Genomic DNA, 20,476 nt, shown 5'->3' on the forward strand with positions numbered 1-20,476 from the left:
CTCCTAACTAACCTGTCGCGGCTTGGTCTTGACGGTTGCGCAGCGCCGTCACAACGAGGGCGAGCACCGCGGACACCACCATCAGGAACACCGCCTGCGCGGTCGCGTACCCGACCTTGGTGCCCTCGAAGGAACGGGCGAGAATGAGGTACGTGAACGTCTGCGTCGACCCGGCCGGACCGCCGCCGGTGAGGCTGACCACGATGTCGTACGCCCGCACGAGCCCCACCAGGTTCAGCACCGTCGCCACGGTCACCACGGGCGCGATCATGGGGATCACGATCCGCGTGTTGATCTGCCGCCTGGAGGCGCCGTCCATCGCCGCGGCCTCCAGCAGCTCGGCGGGCACCGTCTGCAGGGCGGCCACGAACAGGACGACGTTGAAGCCGAATCCGGCCCACACGATCACGGCGATCAGCGAGATCAGCGCGAACTGCTCGTCGAAGAGGAAACCCAGCGGCTCGATCCCGAACTTGGCGAGTGTGTTGTTGATGGCGCCGTTGGTGCCGAGGATCGCCGCCCAGAGGTAGCCGAGGATCAGCGCGCTGATGACGTGCGGGAAGTAGGCGACGGCCCGGAAGAACGAGTTGGTGCGCGAACGGCCCTTGAGAGCCAGCGCGTACACGAGCCCCAGTCCCACCATGAGGACCGTGCCGGCCACGGCGACCAGCCCCGTCACGTACCAGGCGTCCGACGAACTCGGATCGTCGAACAGGTGCTTGTAGTTGTCGAGCCCGGTGAACGTGGCGGTGGAGAAGCCGTCCCAGTCGGTCAGACTGAGATACACCGCGACGCCCACCGGCACGACGGTCATCACCGTGTAGAGCAGTACGGCCGGGCCCATCATCGCGAGGGTGACGGCCGAGTCCCGCAGCCTGGCCCGTCGTCGCCCGCGCTGCTTCAGTCCCGCGTTCAGCTCTGCGAGTTCCACCACTTGTCCAATCCTTCGGCCGCGCCCGCGGGGGACGAGCCCGTGTACAGGGACTGGATCTGCTTGTTGAGCTCGTCGCTGAACCCGGCGATCGGCTGGTTCTTCCCGGACTTCACGATCACCGACGGCGCCTTGTCCAGGATCTTCTGCACGGACGAACCGAGGCTGGACATCGGGTAAGTGAAGCCCTCACGCAGATTGGCGTCGGAGGCGAGCTGGCTCTTGATGGCCTTCGGGTCGGTGGTCGCCCACTTCACGAACTCGATCGCCTCGGCCTTGTGGCGCGACTTGTTCACCACCACGTACGGGTTCGAGATGTTGCCGAACTGGCCGGACGGGTAGGCCCCGTCGGTCGGCATGGTGAACACGCCGATGTCGTCGCTCTTCTTCGCGGCATCGGCGGCGGGCACGAAGAACGAACCCATGATGTACATCGCGGACTTGCCGTTCAGGAACGCCGTCTGGCCGTCCGTGTAGGTGAGGCCGAGCGCGCTCTTGTCCAGGTAGCCCTTGTCGATCCAGCTCTTGTAGTGCTCCAGGTAGGGCAGGTAGTCGCTCTTGGCGAAGGAGGCCTTTCCGTCCTTGCGCTTGGCCGTCCACTCGGGGTCGGCGGTGAGCACACCCGCGTCGGCCATCATGGAGAACTGGGAGCCGGTGACCCACTGACCGGCGGTCTGAAGCGGCTTGAAGCCGGCCCCCTTCAAGCTGCCCATGGCCGCCGTGAACTGATCCATGGTCCGGATGTCCGTGGCGTCGATCCCGGCCTTCTCGAAGGCGGCCTTGTTGTAGAAGACGAGCGACTGGATCTGCTCACCCACACCGACCACGTAGTGCTTGCCGTCGATGGCGTACTGGTCGGCCAGCGGTGTCTTGGCGGTCCAGGGCTGGTCGGACAGGTCGGCGAAGAGCGACGCGGTCTCGGCGGTCGGCGTGATCTGCTGGGCGACGTCCGGCGGGTCGCCCGCCGCCAGGTCCTGCCTCAGCTTCGCGTCCGCCGCGATCGTGCCGGTCAGTTCGAGCTTGACCGTCACGCCGGGGTGGGACTTCTCGTACGTGTCGAAGAGATCGTTCCAGTACTTCTCCGTCAGGTTCGGCGTGATGTTCACGATGACGCGGAGGGTCGTGCCCTCCGAGGCCTGGTCGGAGCCGTTGCCGCAGGCGACGGCCGTTGCCATCACGAGGGGAGCCACGGCGAGTCCGCAGGTACGGCGCCACATTTTCTTCATCGGGACACGCTCCGTTGCGTAGTCGTGAATAATCGATAGCTGGTGTTCAGCCGCAGAGTTCCCGGTGGAGCTGCGATGGGAGGGGGGCGGGCGGCCGATCGGTACGGTCGCCCGGAGGGGTGGTGCGATGCGGCGGAGGCGGGGCGGGGCCCTCACCTCTGTGTCTATCGTCTATCGATTGCTGATGCTAAAGGGCTGCATCTCGCTTCTTCAAGAGTGCTGCGGCAATGCTCTGAGTTCCTTTCCCCGGCTCCGGTCGGCTCCGTCGGCGAGCAACCACCGCACGGCGACAAGACCTTGGGCACCAGGGGGGATCACTCCTGCCCGTCCAGCTCCAGCTCGATCACCGGGAGCAGCACGTCGGGCCGGGCGATCGGCAGGGTCAGGGTCAGGGTGCCCGCAGGCTGGTTCGGCGGCGCGAGGTTGTTGTGCTCGTGCCGTGCGCCGTCCATCTCCTGGAACCGGATCTCCGAACCGTCGTGCAGGAGCTGGGCGTAACGCACCCGCCCGGCCAGTCCGGGCAGATGGAGGTGTCTGAGCGGCCAGGCCAGCAGGTGCAGATACAGGCGGCGGCCGACCTGTGTGTACAGGGCGTTCGCCGGCGCCTCGAACGCGCTCGGCCCCGCACCGTGCACGGAACGCGCGTGCAGCCGGGTCCACTCGCCGATGGCCCCGAGCGTGGCGCGGGCTCGTGGGTCCAGGGCGCCGCGGCCGGTGGGTCCGACGTTCAGGATGAGATTGCCGCCGCAGGCGGCGGACTGCACCAGCATGCGGACCAGCAGCGCGGGGTCCTTGTAGTCGTGGTTGTCGCGGTCGTATCCCCACGAGCCGTTGAGGGTGTGGCAGGCCTCCCACATCACCCGCTCACCGCCGCGCTCCAGCGGCCGGTCGGGCTGGTACTGCTCGGGCGTCACGTAGTCGCCGGGGATGCCGAGCCGGTCGTTGACCAGGATGCCGGGCTGCAACTCCTTCACCAGGGAGAGGAGTTGCCCGGCACCCCACTCCTGCGGCCCCTTCTGCGGATATGTGAAGTCGAAGAAGAGCAGGTCGATCGGGCCGTAGGCGGTGAGGAGCTCGCGGATCTGCCCCTCCATGTACGCGCGGTAGCGTGCTATGTCACGCGGTTCCTGCTCGGCCGCGGTGCCGCGCAGCGGGTGGTGCTCGTCGACCGTGAAGTCGGGGTGGTGCCAGTCGAGCAGCGAGTAGTACAGGCCGACGCGCAGGCCTTCGGCGCGCATCGCGTCGACGAACTCGCGCACCAGGTCCCGGCCCGTCGCGCGCGCCGAGGTGTAGTCGGACAGCGCCGAGTCGAACAGGCAGAAACCGTCGTGGTGCTTGGCGGTCAGCACCGCGTACCGCATGCCCGACTCGCGTGCTGTCCACGCCAGTTGCGCGGCGTCGAAGAGATCGGGATCGAAGCGGTGCTGGTAACGGTCGTACGCCTGCTGCGACATGGCTTCCCGGCTGCGCACCCATTCGTGCCGGGCCGCCAGGCTGTACAGGCCGAAGTGGACGAACAGTCCGAAGCGAGCGGCCTCGAACCACCCGGTGGGATCAGGGGAGTCGGTGGAAGCACCGGTCACGGAAGGCTCCTGACGCATTGACATCACTAATCGATTGGCTGTTATCTACCATCGATAGGCGATGATGTCACTGGCGTTGTGCGCGACGAGCGCGCGGAGAGGCAAGTGCATGAACCCGACAGGGGATCAGGAAACGCCGTCGACGGGGGAGACCCGCGTCAGTGGGACGGAGGAGGGCCGTCGTTACGAATCGATGCGAGCGCCGGTCCACACCGCGGACTACGTACGGCCCACCTCACAGATGGTGGAGGCCCTCAAGGACGTGAGCGCGGCGACGGCCTGCGCGAAGCTGCACCAGATGGGCATCACCCGGACGTTCATCGACGGTCCCGTGCCGCTGCACCGCGAACCGGACGTGAAGGTCACCGGCGGTGCCGTGACGCTGCAGTTCCTGCCGCAGCGCGAGGACGTCTTCAACGGTGCGGAGCAGGAGGACATCGAGCGCAAGACCGCGTTGTGGGGCGTCCTGGAATCCATCCGGCCCGGCGACGTGCTCGTCGTCTCGGCCTACGGCAGCCACTTCACCGGCTGCCTCGGCGACATGCTCGTGCGCTATTTCAAGCTGCGCGGCGGGGCCGGGATCGTGGTGGACGGACGGGTGCGGGACGCGGCCCGGGTCCGGGCGCTCGGCGTGCCCATCTGGTGCACGGGCGTCACCCCGCACTACGCCTCGCAGACCGAGCTGTTCCCGTCCGCGTTCAACGTGCCCGTCGGTGTCGGCGGCTCCCTGGTGACCCCCGGCGACCTGATCGTGGCCGACGAGGACGGCGCCGTCGTCGTGCCGCAGCGGAACGCGATCCCGCTCTCCGAGGATTCCCTGCTGCACCAGGACCGGGAGGAGTTCGCGCGCCGCCGCCTCGACGAGGGCGGACGGCTCTCCGACTACTACCCGCTCACCGGCGAGGGCCTGACCGAGTACCTGGCGAGCCGGCCCGCCACCTGAGCCGGGCGGGCGCGCGGGGTGGCGCCCGGGGCCGGGGGGAGGGGAGGCGACCGCGGTGCGGTGGTGCGGATGGCGCCACCGGCACCGGCATCGCCGCCCGAGTGCCCCGGCCGCCGGTGCGTCCTCAGCCGCGTCCGGGCGCCGTGCTGTCCCGCACCACCAGCCGGGTGGGCACCAGCGTCGTTCCCCGCTCCTCCCCGCCCTGCCGTACCTGGCGCAGGGCGCTCTCCACGCAGCGGCGGCCGACCTCGGCGAAGTCCTGGTGGACCGTGGTCAGCGGGGGAAGGAACGAGCCCGACTCCGGGATGTCGTCGAAGCCGATGACCGAGACGTCCTGGGGGACCTTGCGGCCGCGCTCGTGCAGGGCGCGCAGCAGGCCCAGCGCCATCTGGTCGTTGGCGGCGAACACCGCGGTGCAGTCGGACTGGTCGGCCAGGTGGAGGCCGGCGCGGTAGCCCGACTCCGCCGACCAGTCACCGCGCACCAGGGGCGGCGGCACTCGACCGGCCTCCTCAAGTGCCTTGCGCCAGGCGTCCGTTCGGCGTTGCGCGGCGTACGACGCCTCCGGTCCGGCGAGATGCCACACGGTGCGGTGTCCGAGTCCGAGCAGATGCTGCACGGCATCCCGGGTGCCGCCCGCCTGGTCCGTGTCGACGACCGCGTACCGGTCCCCGGCGTCCGAGTCCGCGACCACGATCTTCACGTGCGGCGGCAGCGACAGGGGCGCCGAATCGAGCAGATGGACCTCCATGATGACGATGACGGCGTCCACCGCCAGCTCGCCCAGCCGGGAGAAGGCGCCGCGCACTTCGTCCTGGGTGGGGACCGCGACCGGCATCAGCGTGACCGAGTACCCCTCCTGCGCGGCCGATGTCGCGATGGCCTCCAGTGTGCGCATGTTGCCCGTCGTGGACAGGGTGAACGTGATCACGCCGATCGTGCGGAACTCGCCCCGCTTGAGCGCGCGGGCCGCGCTGTTGGGCCGGTAGCCGAGCTCCTTCATCGCCGTGAGCACCCGTTGCCGCGTCTCCTCGTTGACGCCGGGGAAGCCGTTGGAGACGCGCGACACCGTCTGCGCGGAGACCCCCGCGACCCGGGCGACGTCCGCCATCGACGCGCTCTGCGCACGGCGCCGGCCGCCGGCCCCGCCTCGTGCCGGGGCGCTGTCGGTTGCTCCCACCGTTCCCCCTCACCAGCTGCCCCGTTCGTATACCGGGAGACAGACTCTTGACCGTGATCAACGGAGCGGTGTAAACATGCCGCCACCCGATGTTTACGTAAACATATCAGTCGTCGGCTCCTTGCGCGCCGAAATGGTTACGCAAACATCGAGGTCACCACCCGCGAGGGATGTACGAGTGAGGGACGCAAGATGACGACGTTTCAACCGTCGGCGGCCACGGGGCCCCGCCCGGCCGGACCACCGGTGCGACGGGTACGCCGCTCGTGGACGGGATGGGGGTTCATCGGCCCCTTCGTCCTCGTCTTCGCGCTGGTCTTCCTGGCGCCGCTCGGGTACTCGGTCTACTTGAGCCTCTTCCGGACCCAGCTCATCGGCGGCACCACCTTCGTGGGCTTCGACAACTACCAACAGGCCCTGCAGGACGGCCAGTTCTGGGAAGGGGTCGGGCGCGTCGGCCTGTTCCTCCTCATCCAGGTGCCGATCATGCTGGGGCTCGCACTGCTGATCGCGCTCGCCCTCGACAGCGGCCGCCTCTACGGCAAGGACTTCTTCCGGATCGCCGTCTTCCTGCCGTACGCGGTGCCCGCCGTCGTCGCCTCCCTCATGTGGGGCTTCATCTACGGCACCCGCTTCGGCCTGGTCGGCGACATCAACGACGCGTTCGGCGTGAAACTGCCCGACCCGCTCTCCTCCGACCTGATCCTGGCGTCCATCGGCAACATCGTGACCTGGGAGTTCGTCGGCTACAACATGCTGATCTTCTTCGCCGCGCTGCGGGTGGTCCCGCACTCGCTGTACGAGGCGGCGGAGATCGACGGCGCGGGACAGTGGCGCGTCATCTCGGCGATCAAACTGCCGGCCATCCGCGGCGCGCTCGTCATCGCCACCATCTTCTCGATCATCGGCAGCTTCCAGCTCTTCAACGAGCCCGCCATCCTCCAGAAGCTGGCACCGAACGCGATCACCACCGACTACACCCCGAACTACTACACGTACTCGCTGTCCTTCTCCGGCCAGCAGCACAACTACTCCGCGACGGTCGCCATCGTCATGGGCGTGATCACCATGGTCGTCGCCTACGTCGTCCAGCTGCGCGGCATGCGCAAGGGAGCGTGACCCGATGACCGGCCCGACCACCGCCACCGCCCCCCGCCCCGCCGCTCCGGCGAAGTCCGCCGCCCCGCGCCTTCGCGCTCCGCGCCGCCACACCCCCGGGCGCCCCAGGCGCAGTGTCCTGCTGACCCTGCTCACCGCAGTCGTCGTGCTCTACAGCCTCGTCCCGCTGCTGTGGCTGCTGATCAGCGCCACCAAGACACAAGGGGGACTGGCGCGCTCGTTCGGCCTCTGGTTCGACGGGGACTTCGCCCTGTGGGACAACATCGCCCAGACCTTCACCTACCAGGACGGCGTCTTCGGCCGCTGGCTCCTCAACACCCTGCTGTACGTGGTGGTGGGCGCGGGCGGTGCCACCTTCCTCGCGGTGCTCGGTGGGTACGCGCTCGCCAAGTTCGCCTTCCCGGGCAAGCGGGCCGTGTTCGCGGTCGTCATCGGCGCGGTCGCGGTGCCGACCACGGCGCTCGCCGTCCCGACGTTCCTCATGTTCAGCAAGATCGGCCTGACCGACACCCCGTGGGCGGTCATCGTCCCGTCCCTGATCTCGCCGTTCGGCCTGTATCTGATGTGGGTGTTCGCCACCGAGGCGATCCCCACCGAGCTGATGGAGGCCGCCCGCATCGACGGCGCGAGCGAGGTGCGCACCTTCTTCCGGGTCGCGCTGCCGCTGCTGGCGCCCGGGACGGTCACCGTCCTGCTCTTCACCACGGTCGCAACGTGGAACAACTACTTCCTGCCGCTGATCATGCTGAAGGACCCCGACTGGTACCCGCTGACCGTCGGACTCGACGCATGGAACAAGCAGGCCTACGCGGCCGGCGGCGAGGTCGTGTTCAACCTGGTCATCACCGGCTCGCTGATCACCATCGTGCCGCTGATCGCAGCGTTCCTGATGCTCCAGAAGTACTGGCAGTCCGGTCTCGCCGCCGGAAGCGTCAAGGAGTAGACGCGGCCAGGAAACCCAGCCTTCACCGTTCCCGAAAACCTTCTGTACAAGCACGACAACCCTCTGTAGAACCACGACGAAGTGGAAGCATCGCCATGCCCAAGAACCCCCGCCGCCTGCTGCGCGGCATCGGTCTCGTCTGCGCCCTCGCCCTCGGGGTGACCGCCTGCGGCGGCTCCGACGACGAGGACTCCGCACAGAAGAAGGTCGGCGCGGCCGACATCCAGGCCGCCCTGAAGAAGGGCGGAACGGTAACCGTGTGGGCGTGGGAGCCCACCCTGAAGCAGGTCGTCGCCGACTTCGAGAAGAAGTACCCGAAGGTCGACGTCAAGCTGGTCAACGCGGGCACCAACAACGACCAGTACAAGGCCCTGCAGAACGCGATCTCGGCCAAGAAGGGCGTCCCCGACGTCGCGCAGATCGAGTACTACGCGCTCAGCCAGTACGCGCTGACGAAGTCGGTCACCGACCTCAAGCCGTACGGTGCCGAGAAGCTGGCCGACACGTACTCCCCGGGCCCGTGGAACGCGGTGCGTGCCGGTGACGGCGTCTACGGCCTGCCGATGGACTCCGGGCCGATGGCGCTCTTCTACAACAAGAAGGTCTTCGACAAGTACGACATCGCCGTGCCGACGACATGGGACGAGTACGTCGAGGCGGCCCGCAAGCTGCACAAGGCGGATCCGAAGGCATACATCGCCAGCGACCTCGGTGACGCGGGCCTGACAACCAGCCTGCTGTGGCAGGCCGGGGCGCACCCGTACAAGGTCGACGGCACCGAGGTCGGCATCGACTTCACCGACGAGGGCTCGAAGAAGTACACCGGGACCTGGCAGAAGCTCATCGACGAGAAGCTCCTCTCGCCGATCGCCGGATGGAGCGACGACTGGTACAAGGGCCTCGGTGACGGCACCATCGCCACACTTCCCACCGGCGCGTGGATGCCCGCCAACTTCGCCTCCGGCGTGAAGGGCGCCTCCGGCGACTGGCGCGCCGCCCCGCTGCCGCAGTGGACCAAGGGCGCGACGGCCAGCGCGGAGAACGGCGGCAGCTCGCTCGCGCTGCCCGAGCTCGGCGGCAACAAGGAACTCGCGTACGCCTTCGTCGAGTACGCCAACTCCGGTGCGGGCGTGCGGACCCGCGTCGAGAACGGCGCGTTCCCCGCGACCACGAAGGACCTGAACTCCGAGGCGTTCCAGAACACCGAATTCCCGTACTTCGGTGGCCAGAAGGCCAACAAGGTCTTCGCCGAGTCCGCGAAGAACGTGCCCACCGACTGGAAGTACCTGCCGTACCAGGTGTACGCCAACTCGATCTTCAACGACACCGTCGGCAAGGCCTACATCTCCGACACCAGGCTGGACCAGGGCCTGAAGGCCTGGCAGGACGCGTCCGTCAAGTACGGCACGGAGCAGGGATTCACCGTCGAGAAGTAGCCCCCGGAGCCCTCCGGGCTCCTGACCGCACCACAGCCACAGCCATGGTCATCTCCACCTGACCTTGGCCCCCGAAAGGACCTGCATGACCTCCCCCCGCACCACCCGCTTCCCCTACCCGGCGGGCGGCGACGGCAGCCGACGCCTCGGCTACGGCGCCGACTACAACCCCGAGCAGTGGCCGCGGGAGGTGTGGGAGGAGGACATCCGGCTGATGCGCGAGGCCGGCGTGAACATCGTCTCCCTGGCGATCTTCTCCTGGGCCCGGCTCCAGCCCACCGCCGACACCTGGGACTTCGACTGGCTCGACGAGGTGATGGACCTGCTGCACGCGGGCGGCATCGGCGTCGACCTGGCCACCGCGACCGCGTCCCCGCCGCCGTGGCTCACCACCGCCCACCCGGAGATCCTGCCGGTGACCGCGACCGGCGAGACGCTCTGGCCGGGCGCACGCCAGCACTGGCGGCCCACCTCACAGGTCTTCCGCACCCACGCGCTGCGCCTGGTACGGGAGCTGGCGACGCGCTACGCCGGACACCCGGCCCTGGTCGCCTGGCACGTCAGCAACGAGCTGGGCTGCCACAACGTCTACGACTACTCCGACGACGCCGCCCATGCCTTCCGCGCCTGGCTGCGCCGCCGCTACACCGACCTCGACGCCCTCAACCATGCCTGGGGAACGGCCTTCTGGTCCCAGCGCTACAGCGACTGGGGCCAGATCCTGCCGCCCCGCCTCGCCGCCTCGCACCCCAATCCGACGCAGCAGCTCGACTTCAAGCGGTTCTCGTCGGACGCGCTCAAGGACCATCTCCTCGCCGAGCGCGAGGTGCTGCGGGAGCTGACCCCCGACGTGCCGGTGACCACCAACTTCATGGTGATGGGCGGCACCAAGGGCATGGACTACGCGGACTGGGCGGCCTCGGGCGCGATCGACTTCGTCGCCAACGACCACTACGTCGTCCCCGGTCCGCAGGACCGCGACGAGCTCTCCTTCGCCGCCAATCTGACCAGCGGCATCGCCGGCCACCGCCCGTGGTTCCTGATGGAGCACTCCACCGGTGCCGTGAACTGGCAACCCGTCAACCTCGCGAAGAGACCGGGGGAGTTGGCGCGGGACTCGCTGCTGCACGTGGCGCACGGCGCCGACGCCGTCTGCTTCTTCCAGTGGCGCCAGTCGGCGGCCGGAGCCGAGAAGTACCACTCGGCGATGGTGCCGCACGCCGGCCCCGACAGCGAGGTCTTCCGCTCCGTCTCGGAGTTGGGCCGCACCCTCGAAGCGATCGCACCGATCGCCGGAACCGAGCGTGAACCCGCCCGCGTGGCCCTCCTGTTCGACTGGGACTCGTGGTGGGCCAGCGAGCAGGACTCCCATCCCACATCGAGGCTCGACTACCACCGCGAGGCCCTCGACTGGTACTCCGCGCTGCTGCGGCTCGGCATCCGCGCCGATGTGGTGCCCGCGCACCGTACCGATCTCTCCTCGTACGACGTGGTGATCGCACCCGTGCTGCACATGGTGTCCCGGCCCTTCGGCACGGAGCTGACCCGGTACGTGGAGGGCGGCGGACACCTCGTCACCACGTACTTCTCCGGCGTCGTCGACGAGAACGACCACATCTGGCTCGGCGGCTACCCCGGTGCCCTGAGCGAGCTGCTCGGCATCCGCATCGAGGAGTTCGGGCCGCTGCTCGACGGCGACACCGTCGACCTCGACAACGCGACGACCGGCAGCGTGTGGACCGACCGGATCACCCTCACCGGGCCGGAGACGGAGGTGCTCGCCCACTACCGCAGCGGGACGTACGCCTCCCGCCCGGCCGTCACACGCCGTACGGCGGACGACGGTTCGGCCGCGTACGTCTCCACCTGTCTCGGCGTCGAGGGCCTCGCCGCGCTGCTGCCGGAGCTGCTCGCACCGGCCGGCGTGACCAGTGAACTTCCGGACGGAGCACAAGGAGTGGTCGAACTGGCGGTGCGCCGCGACGCGGGCAGCCGCTACCTCTTCCTGGTCAACCGTAGCGACGCGCCGGTGCCGCTGCCCGGTGTGACAGGTGAGCTGCTCGTCGGTCCCGCGTCGGAGGGCGGCCTCGTGCTGCCGCCCCGGGAGGTAGCCGTACTCCGCCAACCCACCCCCTGAATGCTCGCCGCCGCTGCCGGGCCGGGGCCGCTGCCGCGGGCCCGGCCCGGCAACGGCGGCCGGAGGCGACTCCACGCACTCCGGCCCCGCGGCGTCGTGCAATGGCTGATTCTCCGCCGCGCCGCGCCCTCGGCCGCGCTTCCGAAGTGCTCGTCCGCTCTCTACGGTAGAGGTGACTTCACACGCGCGCAGTACGACGGCGAGACGACGGGGGCATCGTGGAAGCGGAGTTGGCGGCGCTGGCGGCATCGGGTGCGACGACCTTGGTCGGGCACATGGTCTCGGACGCCTGGGCCCATACGCGGGAGCGATTGGCACGATTCCTTGCCCGCGGCGAGGAGACCGGTGGCGTGGACGAAGAGCTCGAGGCGTCCCGGGCGGAACTCATCGCGGCCCGTGACGGTGAGGACCCGGACGTCGCGGCGGACATCGAGGACGAGTGGCGGCTCAGGATGCGCCGAGCGCTGCGCGCGGACCCGGCCGCCGCGCAGGAACTGCGACTGCTGCTGGACGAACTGGCTCCTCGAACAGCAGGTGTGTCGACCGTGACGGTCAACAACAACATCAGCGGGGGCACCCAGAGCGTGGTCAACCAGGGGCAGAATTTTTACGGCCTGCCCACCGTTCACGGCTAAGGGCTGTCCTGTAATCCCTGGTGGATCAGCGTGCGGCGTCAGACGCGGTGCATCGCAAGGCGGAGGGACGCCCGAATACTGGATGTATTCGGGCGTTCCGACAACGCGGCGAGGTGCCGTGGCTGTCGTCGCACGCCCACCAGGGATTGCGGGACAGCCCTTAGGGGCCGGAGGGCAGCAGCGCCGGAAGTGGGCCGCCATGGCGTGGACCCCGTGGGGCCCACGCCACAGGGTGCGTCAGGACGCGGACTTGGGGGAGAAGCGCAGCCGCGTGGCCGCCAGTGCGCCGAGGACCAGCAGGACGATGGAGACCCACAGACCGGACAGGTGGTTGCCGGTGGCGTCCTCGGCGTAACCCATGATGTACGGGCCGACGAAGCCGCCGGTGATGCCGATGGTGTTGAGCAGCGCCAGGCCGCCCGCGAGGGTCTTGCCCGAGAGGCGGGTGGCGGGGAAGTTGAACAGCAGGGGCTGGACCACGAAGAACGCCAGGCCGGTGAAGCAGAAGCCGAGCAGGGCGATCACGGGACCGGCGACGGCGGCGACGACGAGGCCGGTGAACATCATCAGCAGGCCGACCACCACGAAGTTGCGGGAGCGCCGGGGCGTGGTCGCGCGGGGCGGCACCAGTACGGCGCCGACGGCCGCGGTGAGCCAGGGCAGTCCGGTCAGCAGGCCGATGGTGAACGGCGAGAGATCGCCCCAGCCGCCGATGATGCCGGGCAGGAAGTACACGACGGAGTACAGGGCGACCTGGTGGGTCCAGTTGGCGAAGATGGCCAGCAGCATCTGCTTGTCACGCAGCACCGTCAGCAGCGAGCCGGAACCGGAGCCGTTGCCGGCCGCCCGGGCGCCCTCGGTCTGCTCCCGGGTGACCGCGTCCTGGACCAGCCGGGCCTCGTCAGCCGTCAGCCAGGGTGCCTTGGCCGGGCCGTCGGGCAGGAAGCGGAAGATGGCGAACGCCAGGAAGAGGCAGGGGACCCCCTCGATGACGAACATCCACTGCCAGCCGTGCCAGCCGCCGACCCCGTCCATCTCCATCAGCAGCCCGCCGAGCGGGTTTCCGACGACGCTGGCGATGGAGGCGCCGAGCAGGAGCAGCCCGATGGCCCTGCCGCGGATCTCGGAGCGGAACCAGTAGGTGAAGTAGAGCAGGATGCCCGGCAGCAGCCCGGCCTCGGCGGCACCGAGCAGCAGCCGCATGGCGTAGAAGGACTTCTCGCCCTGAACGAAGGCCATGCAGGCGGATATGACGCCCCAGGTCAGCATGATCCGGGTGATCCACCAGCGGGCGCCCACCCGGTACATGATCAGGTTGCTGGGCACCTCGGAGATCGCGTAGGTGAGGAAGAAGAGCCCCGCGCCCAGCCCGTAGGCCGCGGCGGAGATGCCCAGGTCGACCTCCAGGCGTTCCTTGGCCAGACCGATGTTGGTCCGGTCCAGGAACGACATGATGTAGGCGGCCAGCAGCAGCGGCATGAGCCGCCGCAGATTGCGCTGGTCCAGCTCGCCGAGCGCATCGCGCGGGGTTTCGTGTGGTGTGGCCGCACTGGGCGTGCGGGAACCGCGGATCAAAGACATCGGTGTCCTCTTGGTGTGCTCTGGCAGCCGTCGGATGCGGACGACAGGACTTGACGACAGGGCTTGGAAGCGGGGCCGGGCTGCCCGCGACGGTGGCGCCGCGGGCAGCCCGGACGCCGGGGTGGGTTCAGACGACGAGCCGGACCGGGTCCTGAACGGCCTCGGTGAAGGCCGCCAGCCAGCGCGCCGCCACGGCGCCGTCCACCGGACGGTGGTCCACGGACAGGACCACGCCGAGCACCTTCTCCGCGGTGACCGCACCGTCGCGGACCACCGCCTCGTCGCGTGCGGCGCCGATGGCCAGGATCGCGGCCTGCGGCGGGTTGATGATGGCGGCGAACTCCTCGACCCCGTACATGCCGAGGTTCGACACGGTGATCGAGCCGCCTTCGAGGTCGGCGGGGCGCAGCGCCCCGGAGCGTGCCTGCTCCGCGAACGCGCGGGTCCGCGTGGCGATCGCCGACACCGACAGGTTCTCGATCCCGCGCAGTACCGGCGTCACCAGGCCCGTTTCGGTGGCGATGGCGACCGAGACGTCGACGGAACGGAACCGGCGGACGGCTTCCGGCTGCCATACCGCGTTCATCTCGGGCACCTGGGTGTGTGCCGTGGCGACGGCCTTGATCAGCAGGTCGTTGACCGAGACCTTGACCGGGCTGACGGCGTTGATCCGCTGCCGCAGGGCGAGCAGCTCGTCCACGGCGCAGGTCGCCCGGAGATAGAAGTGCGGGGTGTGCTGCTTGCTCTCCGTCAGGCGCCTGGCGATGGCTCGGCGCATCCGGGTGTGCGGGATGTCCTCGTGGTCGCCGGTGCCGGCCGGTGAGGCGGGCGCGGCGGCCTGCGGCACGGGGGCTGCCGCCGGGGGTGCCGGAGTCGCGGGCGGCTGGGTCGCCTGCGACCGCCGCGCCGCGACGGCTGCCTCGACGTCACGCCGGACGACGCGGCCACCGGGCCCGGTGCCGGTGAGGGTCTCGATGCCGACGCCCGCCTCCCGGGCCAGCCTGCGGGCCAGCGGACTGCTGAAGATCCGCCCGCCGCGATCCGGCCCACCGGAAGCCGGGGCGGCCGCGGGCTGTGCCACGGGCTCCTCCGGTACGTCCCGGCGCACCGCCTGCCGGGCCTCGCCGGGCGCGGCGACGCCGACACCGAGCTCCGCCAGCAGTGCGTCGATGTCACCGGTCTGCTCGCCGAGGGTGCCGAGCACGGCGATCGGGTCGCCGACCTCGATCTCGACGCCGGCCTCGTACAGCGCCTTGAGCAGCACGCCGTCCCGCTCGGCGGACACGTCCACCTCGGCCTTGTCGGTCTCGATGGAGACCAGCGCGTCGTCCTTGGTGAACGACGCCCCCTCCGCCACCTGCCAGGCGGACAGTACGGCCGTTGCCGCATCGGCGGCCACGGCGGGCATTCGGAACAGTTCTGCCATGATCAACCCTCCTGGGTGTTCTCTCGTAGGGGGAGGGTCAGTTCCCGGTGACCCGCTGGAGCGCGGCCACGACCTCTTCGGTCCGTGCGATCGCCGCCCGCTCCAGCACCTTGCTGATGCTGGGCGAGGACTCGCCGGCCTGGACGCGCTCGACCGGCTGGTCGAGCCAGTCGAAGTAGCGGCGCTGGATCTCGTCGGACAGCCAGCCGCCGTAGGAGGTGCCGATGGGGCCCTGCTCGGCGATGAGCACGTTGTTGGTCTTGCGGATGCTCTCGCCGAGGGTGTCCCAGTCGAGGCTGGCGCGGTCCAGCCAGCGCAGGTCGATGACCTCGGCGTCCAGGCCCAGCTGCTCGACGGCCTCCAGGACGTAGTTGGTCATCGCGAGGTACGTGACGATGGTGATCCGTGATCCGGTGCGGCGCACGGCCGCCTTGCCCACCGGCAGGCAGTAGTCGAGGTCGTCCACCGGGCCCGGACCGACCGAGTTGTACAGGTCGGTGTGCTCCAGCACGACGACCGGGTCCTTGCAGGTCAGCGCGGAGTTCATCAGGCCCACGTAGTCGAAGGGCGTGGACGGGGCGACGATCCGCCAGCCGGGGGCCGTGGCGAGGATTCCCGCCGGGTCCATGGAGTGCTGGGAGCCGTAGCCGGTGCCCATGGCGACCTTGCTGCGCAGGACGAGCGGGACGCCGGAGCCCTGTCCGTCGCCGCCGAACATGTGCCGGGCCTTGCCGATCTGGTTGAAGATCTGGTCGGCCGCGACCCACATGAAGTCGGCGTACATGAACTCCACCACCGGCTTGTACCGGCCGTCGAGCGCGATGCCGCCGGCCAGCCCGGCGAAGGCGTTCTCGCTGATCGGGGTGCCCAGGACACGGTCCGGATGGGCCTCGGCCAGGCCCTTGGTGGCGCCGTTGGTGCCGCCCTTGAGCCGGTGCACGTCCTCGCCCATGACGACGACCGACGAGTCCTCGGCCATGCGCCGGCTCATCACCTCGGCCACGACGTCGATGAACTTCCGCTGCTCCAGGCGCCCCTGGAAGGCGTCCGGGCCGGTCCCGGTGTCGGCGACGCGTATGCCGTCGAACTCGCTGAGGTCGCCGCGCACGCCGACGTCACGGAAGGACGGGTCGGGCCATTCGGCGGGCCTGATGCGACGGGTGCCCGGCTTGCCGTCGGGGTCGGGCTCCAGCAGCTCGTCGCCGATGGCGGCCATGACCGCCTTGGCGCGCGCGGTGCACTCCTCGATCTCGTCCGCGCTCAGGACGCCGTTCTCGACGAGCTGACGCGAGACGAGGGCGAGCGGGTCGCGGGCCCGCCACTCCTTCTCCTCGTCCTTGGTCCGGTAGCCGAACGCGCTGCCGGGGAACGGGCCGTTCTGGTGGAAGAAGCGGTAGACCTCGGCCTCGACGATGGTCGGCCCGCCGCCGGCGCGCATGTGGTCCACGGCCTCGCTCATGGCGAGGTACGTGGCGAGCGGGTCCATGCCGTCCACGCGCCAGCTGGGGATGTTGAAGCCCAGTCCGCGCGCCGACAGCCGGGGCTCGGCCGTCGCCTCGTCCACGTGGGTCGAGACGGCGTACTTGTTGTTCTCGATGAAGAAGCAGACCGGCAGCTTCCAGGCGGCGGCGAGGTTCATCGTCTCCAGCACGGAGCCGATGTTGACCGCGCCGTCCCCGAAGTAGGTCACCGATACGGCATCGGTGCCGGCCTGCCGCGCCGACCAGGCGAACCCGGCGGCCTGCGGCACGCCGCCGCCGACGATCGCGTTGGTGCCCATGGCCCCGGCCTCGCGCCACTGCAGATGCATGGATCCGCCCCGCCCCCGGCAGAAGCCCCTGGCCAGGCCGCAGATCTCGGCCAGGCTGCGCTGCAGGACGGTGCGCACGTCGGCGTCGACGGGGCGGCGCAAGTCGATGCCGTCGGGCGCGACGTAACCCAGTGCCTTGGCGAGGAACTGGTGGTGCCCCCGGTGCGAACCGCCGACGAAGTCGGCGCCGGTCAGCGGCAGCACCGAGCCGACGGCGCCGCCCTCCTGCCCGATGCTGGAGTGCGCCGGGCCGTGGACCAGTCCCTGGCCCGCCAGGTCGAGTACGTGCTCCTCGAAGGTCCTGATCAGCAGGGTCTGGGTGAACATCGAGGTCAGCAGCCGGGGGTCCGCGCCGTGCCAGTCCTTCTTGGTCGCCGTCACCTCGGTCCAAGGTGCGGCGGGGGCCAGTTTCCGGTGTGTGGGCATGAGCACTCTCCTGTGTGATTCGGTGAGCACTGTCGCAGCGAATGGATCCATAACCAATACCTCGTTACCGGAACGTTACGTTCAGATTTCGGGAGAGTCCATTGACTACGGCACCTGTGGCGGCGCAATGTGAGACGCATGGCGGATAAATGGATCCATTCCACAGATGGCCGGGGGCAGGGACTTCCCGGACTGGCCGGCGTCGAGCACATCGGCTTCACTGTTCCCGACCTCGAAGAGGCGACCCGGTTCTTCGTCGAGGTGATCGGCTGCGAGCACGTCTACTCGCTAGGCCCGTTCCGCTCCGACGGCACCTGGATGAGCGACCACCTCGGCGTCCACCCGCGCGCCGTGATGCGCGAGCTGCGCTTCTTCCGCTGCGCGGGCGGTCCGAACTTCGAGATCTTCGAGTACGAGGCCCCCGGACAGCAGACGCGCCCACCGGGCAACAGCGACGTCGGTGGCCACCATCTCGCCTTCTACGTCACCGACCTCGACGCCGCCGTGGAACACCTTCGACGGCACGGGGTACGGATCATGGGCGAACCCACGGCCAGCTCCGGCCCGAGCGAGGGGCAGCACTGGGTCTACTTCCTCACTCCCTGGGGAATGCAGCTGGAGCTGGTCTCCTATCCGGGCGGCAAGCGGTACGAGGCCGACTCACCGGTACTGCTGTGGCAGCCTTCCGTCTGAACACGCCACACCGGCCCCACCCGCCGCCGCGACACCGCACCAGGGAGAACCATGTCTCGCAAGCCGACCACCGGACCGGACACGCCCGGCCCCAGCGCCGCCGTCGCCAGCCAGCGCGTCGCGGACCATCTGCGTGCCGCCATCCTCAGCGGTGAACTGCGCCCCGGCGCACGGATCATGCAGGAGCAGGTCGCAGCGCAGCTCGGCGCCAGCCGGCTGCCCGTACGCGAGGCCCTGCGGATACTGGCGGCCGAGGGCCTGACCGTCGTGAAGTCCAACAGCGGCGCCTGGGTCTCCAGGATGGACATGGCGGAGTGCGAGGGCGTCTACAAGATCCGCGAACGCCTGGAACCGCTCGCCCTCGGCGAGAGCATCCCGCATCTGTCCGCCGCACAGATCGCCGAACTGGAGACGATCGCGCGGCAGATCGAGCTCACCACCGACGTGGACCGCTTCCTGGCCCTCGACGGCCGTCTCCACCTGCTCACCTACGCCGGATGTCGCGTCGCCCAGATCACCTCCATGGTCGACCGGTTCTGGAACACCACACAGCACTACCGCCGCGCCTTCGCCCGGCTGGCCGGCGACACCGGCTGGGAACTGATCCACGCCGAACACCGCCTGATCATCGATGCGATCAAGCGTGGCGACACCGTCGACGCCGAACGCTTTCTCACCGGCCACATCCGCCGCACACGGCTCGAACTGGCCCAGCATCCCGAACTGTTCACAGAGGAAGACCATGACAGCGACCACGCAGCAGACGCAGCAGGCCCCGCGGACTGAAGCCCGCCCCTTCGAGGGCCGGACCCTCCTCCTGTCCGGTGCGGGCGGCGGCATCGCCCGCGAGGTGGCCCGCCAGTTCCACGCGGCAGGTGCCAACCTGGTGCTCGGCGACCTGAACGCCGGGGCACTGGAGGAGTTCGCCGCGACGCTCGACCCCACGGGCGCCACCGTGATCACCCGCACCCTGGACGCGGCCTCGCCGGAGAGCAACAACGCCTTCGTCGCCGCCGCCGTCGAGACGTTCGGCTCGGTCGACTTCCTCGTACCCGCCGCCGGGATCTATCCGGAGCAGGCCGTCGCCGACATGACCGACGAGCAGTGGAACACCGTCATCTCGGTCAACCTCAACGGCGTCTTCTACCTCACCCGCGCCGTACTGCCCCACCTCAACGAGGGCGGCAGCATCGTCAATCTGACCTCCATGGCCGGTCACCGCGGCAGCGTCCGGCACGCGCACTACGCGGCGACGAAGGGCGCGCTGCTCGCCTTCTCCCGCAGCCTCGCCTGGGAACTCGGCTCCAGGGCACGGATCAACATGGTCTCGCCCGGCATCATCGAGACCCCCATGACCCGCGACTACGTCGCCGACCGCGGCGACACCGCTCTCGCCACCACCCCCCTGGGCCGCCTGGGCAGGCCGGAGGAAGTGGCCTCCGTCGTCACCTTCCTCTGCTCGCCCGCGGCGAGCTTCGTACAGGGCGAGGTCATCCATGTGAACGGCGGCATGCACATGATCTGAGCAGGAAGAAGAACACCGATGAAGAGAGCGGCAGTGCGAGTGGGAACGGAACAGGACATGACGACCGAAGCGGCGATCTACCCGGACCTGAGCGGCAGCTCCGTATGCGTCACCGGCGCCGCCCGCGGCCTGGGACTCGCGATGGCCGACGCCTTCGCGCACGCCGGATGCCATGTGCTGCTGCTCGACATCGACGGCGACGAACTGGACCGGGTGCGCCCCGCGATGGAGGCGCGCCACCCCGGCCAGGTGATCGCGACGGCCACCGCCCCGGTCAGCGACCAGGACGCCGTGACGGCGGCGCTGACCGCCTTCACCGCCCGGACGGGAGAGCTGTCCGTCATGGTCGCCAATGCCGGAGTGTCCGCCAACGCGTCGTCCCTCGATCTCGAACTCGACCGCTGGAAAACCGCGTTGGACGTCAACCTCACCGGGGTCTTCGTCTGCGCCCGCGCCGCCGCCCGCATCATGCGCGAGGGCGACGGGGGCGTCATCCTGACCACCTCGTCGATGTACGGAGTGACGGCCGGGCCCGAGCGCGCGGCGTACTGCGCGACCAAGGCGGCCGTCGCCTCCCTCACCAAGGTCCTGGCCGTCGAGTGGGCCCCGTTCGGCATCCGGGTCAACGCGCTCGCACCGGGGTACGTCGAGACCGACCTGCTGGCCCGGCTCTCCGACGCCGGCCGGCTGGACACCGGGGCGCTGCGCCGCCGCACCCCGCGCGGCCGCCTCGGCAGCCCCGAGGACATCGCGCACCTCGCCCTGTTCCTGTCCTCCGGGGTGTCCGCGAACATCACGGGCCAGGTGATGGTCAGCGACGGCGGCTGGACGGCCGACGGCTACGCGGTGGCACCGGCCTGACCGGAGGCGGGGCGGCGCCGA

General features: G+C 69.5%; 17 protein-coding genes. 10 read left to right on the forward strand and 7 right to left on the reverse strand.

Features of this window, described 5'->3' with window-relative positions; genetic code table 11:
- Positions 1-7 precede the first annotated feature (7 nt).
- From ACFYY7_RS28550 to ACFYY7_RS28560, 3 genes are all read right to left on the reverse strand, one after another.
- Positions 8-934: a carbohydrate ABC transporter permease gene (locus ACFYY7_RS28550; RefSeq protein WP_388665752.1), complete on the reverse strand. Its 927-nt coding sequence runs from the start codon at positions 932-934 to the stop codon at positions 8-10.
- Positions 913-2,157, reverse strand: a complete 1,245-nt coding sequence (locus ACFYY7_RS28555; protein ID WP_388665754.1) for an ABC transporter substrate-binding protein — start codon at positions 2,155-2,157, stop codon at positions 913-915. The genes ACFYY7_RS28550 and ACFYY7_RS28555 overlap by 22 nt, the downstream gene beginning before the upstream one ends.
- Positions 2,158-2,471: 314 nt before the next feature.
- Positions 2,472-3,764 (reverse strand): alpha-L-fucosidase, encoded by a 1,293-nt coding sequence (locus ACFYY7_RS28560; protein ID WP_388665755.1) that lies wholly within the window; start codon positions 3,762-3,764, stop codon positions 2,472-2,474.
- Positions 3,765-3,849: 85 nt separating this feature from the next.
- Between ACFYY7_RS28560 and ACFYY7_RS28565 the strand changes: the two genes are divergently transcribed.
- Positions 3,850-4,683, forward strand: a complete 834-nt coding sequence (locus ACFYY7_RS28565; RefSeq protein WP_388665757.1) for a ribonuclease activity regulator RraA — start codon at positions 3,850-3,852, stop codon at positions 4,681-4,683.
- Between the two features lie 124 nt (positions 4,684-4,807).
- Here ACFYY7_RS28565 and ACFYY7_RS28570 read toward each other — a convergent pair whose 3' ends face one another.
- A complete protein-coding gene (locus tag ACFYY7_RS28570; RefSeq protein ID WP_388666112.1) occupies positions 4,808-5,794 on the reverse strand; it encodes a LacI family DNA-binding transcriptional regulator in 987 nt (328 codons plus the stop codon).
- 261 nt (positions 5,795-6,055) lie between these two features.
- Here ACFYY7_RS28570 and ACFYY7_RS28575 point away from each other — a divergent pair, with 261 nt between their 5' ends.
- The 5 genes from ACFYY7_RS28575 (at position 6,056) to ACFYY7_RS28595 (ending at position 12,133) form a co-directional block, all read left to right on the forward strand.
- A complete protein-coding gene (locus tag ACFYY7_RS28575; RefSeq protein WP_388665759.1) occupies positions 6,056-6,982 on the forward strand; it encodes a carbohydrate ABC transporter permease in 927 nt (308 codons plus the stop codon).
- Between the two features lie 4 nt (positions 6,983-6,986).
- Positions 6,987-7,925: a carbohydrate ABC transporter permease gene (locus tag ACFYY7_RS28580; protein ID WP_356088838.1), complete on the forward strand. Its 939-nt coding sequence runs from the start codon at positions 6,987-6,989 to the stop codon at positions 7,923-7,925.
- A gap of 95 nt (positions 7,926-8,020) precedes the next feature.
- The gene (locus ACFYY7_RS28585; RefSeq protein ID WP_388665761.1) at positions 8,021-9,361 is read left to right on the forward strand and encodes an ABC transporter substrate-binding protein; all 1,341 of its coding nucleotides are present in this window, start codon (positions 8,021-8,023) and stop codon (positions 9,359-9,361) included.
- 85 nt (positions 9,362-9,446) lie between these two features.
- Complete coding sequence (locus ACFYY7_RS28590; protein ID WP_388665762.1) at positions 9,447-11,498, forward strand: beta-galactosidase; 2,052 nt, start codon at positions 9,447-9,449, stop codon at positions 11,496-11,498.
- A 350-nt stretch (positions 11,499-11,848) separates the two neighbouring features.
- A complete protein-coding gene (locus tag ACFYY7_RS28595; protein ID WP_388665764.1) occupies positions 11,849-12,133 on the forward strand; it encodes a hypothetical protein in 285 nt (94 codons plus the stop codon).
- Positions 12,134-12,370: 237 nt separating this feature from the next.
- Here ACFYY7_RS28595 and ACFYY7_RS28600 read toward each other — a convergent pair whose 3' ends face one another.
- The 3 genes from ACFYY7_RS28600 to ACFYY7_RS28610 all read right to left on the reverse strand — a co-directional run bounded on the left by ACFYY7_RS28600 (position 12,371) and on the right by ACFYY7_RS28610 (position 17,376).
- Positions 12,371-13,714, reverse strand: coding sequence for an MFS transporter (locus ACFYY7_RS28600; protein WP_388665766.1), 1,344 nt, complete (start codon positions 13,712-13,714; stop codon positions 12,371-12,373).
- Between the two features lie 127 nt (positions 13,715-13,841).
- Positions 13,842-15,140, reverse strand: a complete 1,299-nt coding sequence (locus ACFYY7_RS28605) for a 2-oxo acid dehydrogenase subunit E2 (protein ID WP_388665768.1) — start codon at positions 15,138-15,140, stop codon at positions 13,842-13,844.
- 37 nt (positions 15,141-15,177) lie between these two features.
- On the reverse strand, positions 15,178-17,376 hold the full coding sequence (locus tag ACFYY7_RS28610) for a thiamine pyrophosphate-dependent enzyme (RefSeq protein WP_388665770.1): 2,199 nt from the start codon (positions 17,374-17,376) through the stop codon (positions 15,178-15,180).
- Between the two features lie 138 nt (positions 17,377-17,514).
- Between ACFYY7_RS28610 and ACFYY7_RS28615 the strand changes: the two genes are divergently transcribed.
- The 4 genes from ACFYY7_RS28615 to ACFYY7_RS28630 are packed head-to-tail and all read left to right on the forward strand — an operon-like array spanning position 17,515 to position 20,455.
- A complete protein-coding gene (locus tag ACFYY7_RS28615) occupies positions 17,515-18,069 on the forward strand; it encodes a VOC family protein (protein WP_388665772.1) in 555 nt (184 codons plus the stop codon).
- Between the two features lie 51 nt (positions 18,070-18,120).
- Positions 18,121-18,855, forward strand: a complete 735-nt coding sequence (locus ACFYY7_RS28620) for a GntR family transcriptional regulator (RefSeq protein WP_383712359.1) — start codon at positions 18,121-18,123, stop codon at positions 18,853-18,855.
- A complete protein-coding gene (locus ACFYY7_RS28625) occupies positions 18,812-19,594 on the forward strand; it encodes an SDR family NAD(P)-dependent oxidoreductase (protein WP_388665774.1) in 783 nt (260 codons plus the stop codon). Before ACFYY7_RS28620 ends, ACFYY7_RS28625 begins: the two co-directional genes overlap by 44 nt.
- 57 nt (positions 19,595-19,651) lie before the next feature.
- A complete protein-coding gene (locus tag ACFYY7_RS28630) occupies positions 19,652-20,455 on the forward strand; it encodes an SDR family NAD(P)-dependent oxidoreductase (RefSeq protein ID WP_388665776.1) in 804 nt (267 codons plus the stop codon).
- The last annotated feature ends 21 nt before the right edge of the window (positions 20,456-20,476 follow it).

Origin of the sequence: Streptomyces sp. NPDC001933, assembly GCF_042890955.1 — a bacterium.
Classification (GTDB): Bacteria; Actinomycetota; Actinomycetes; order Streptomycetales; family Streptomycetaceae; genus Streptomyces.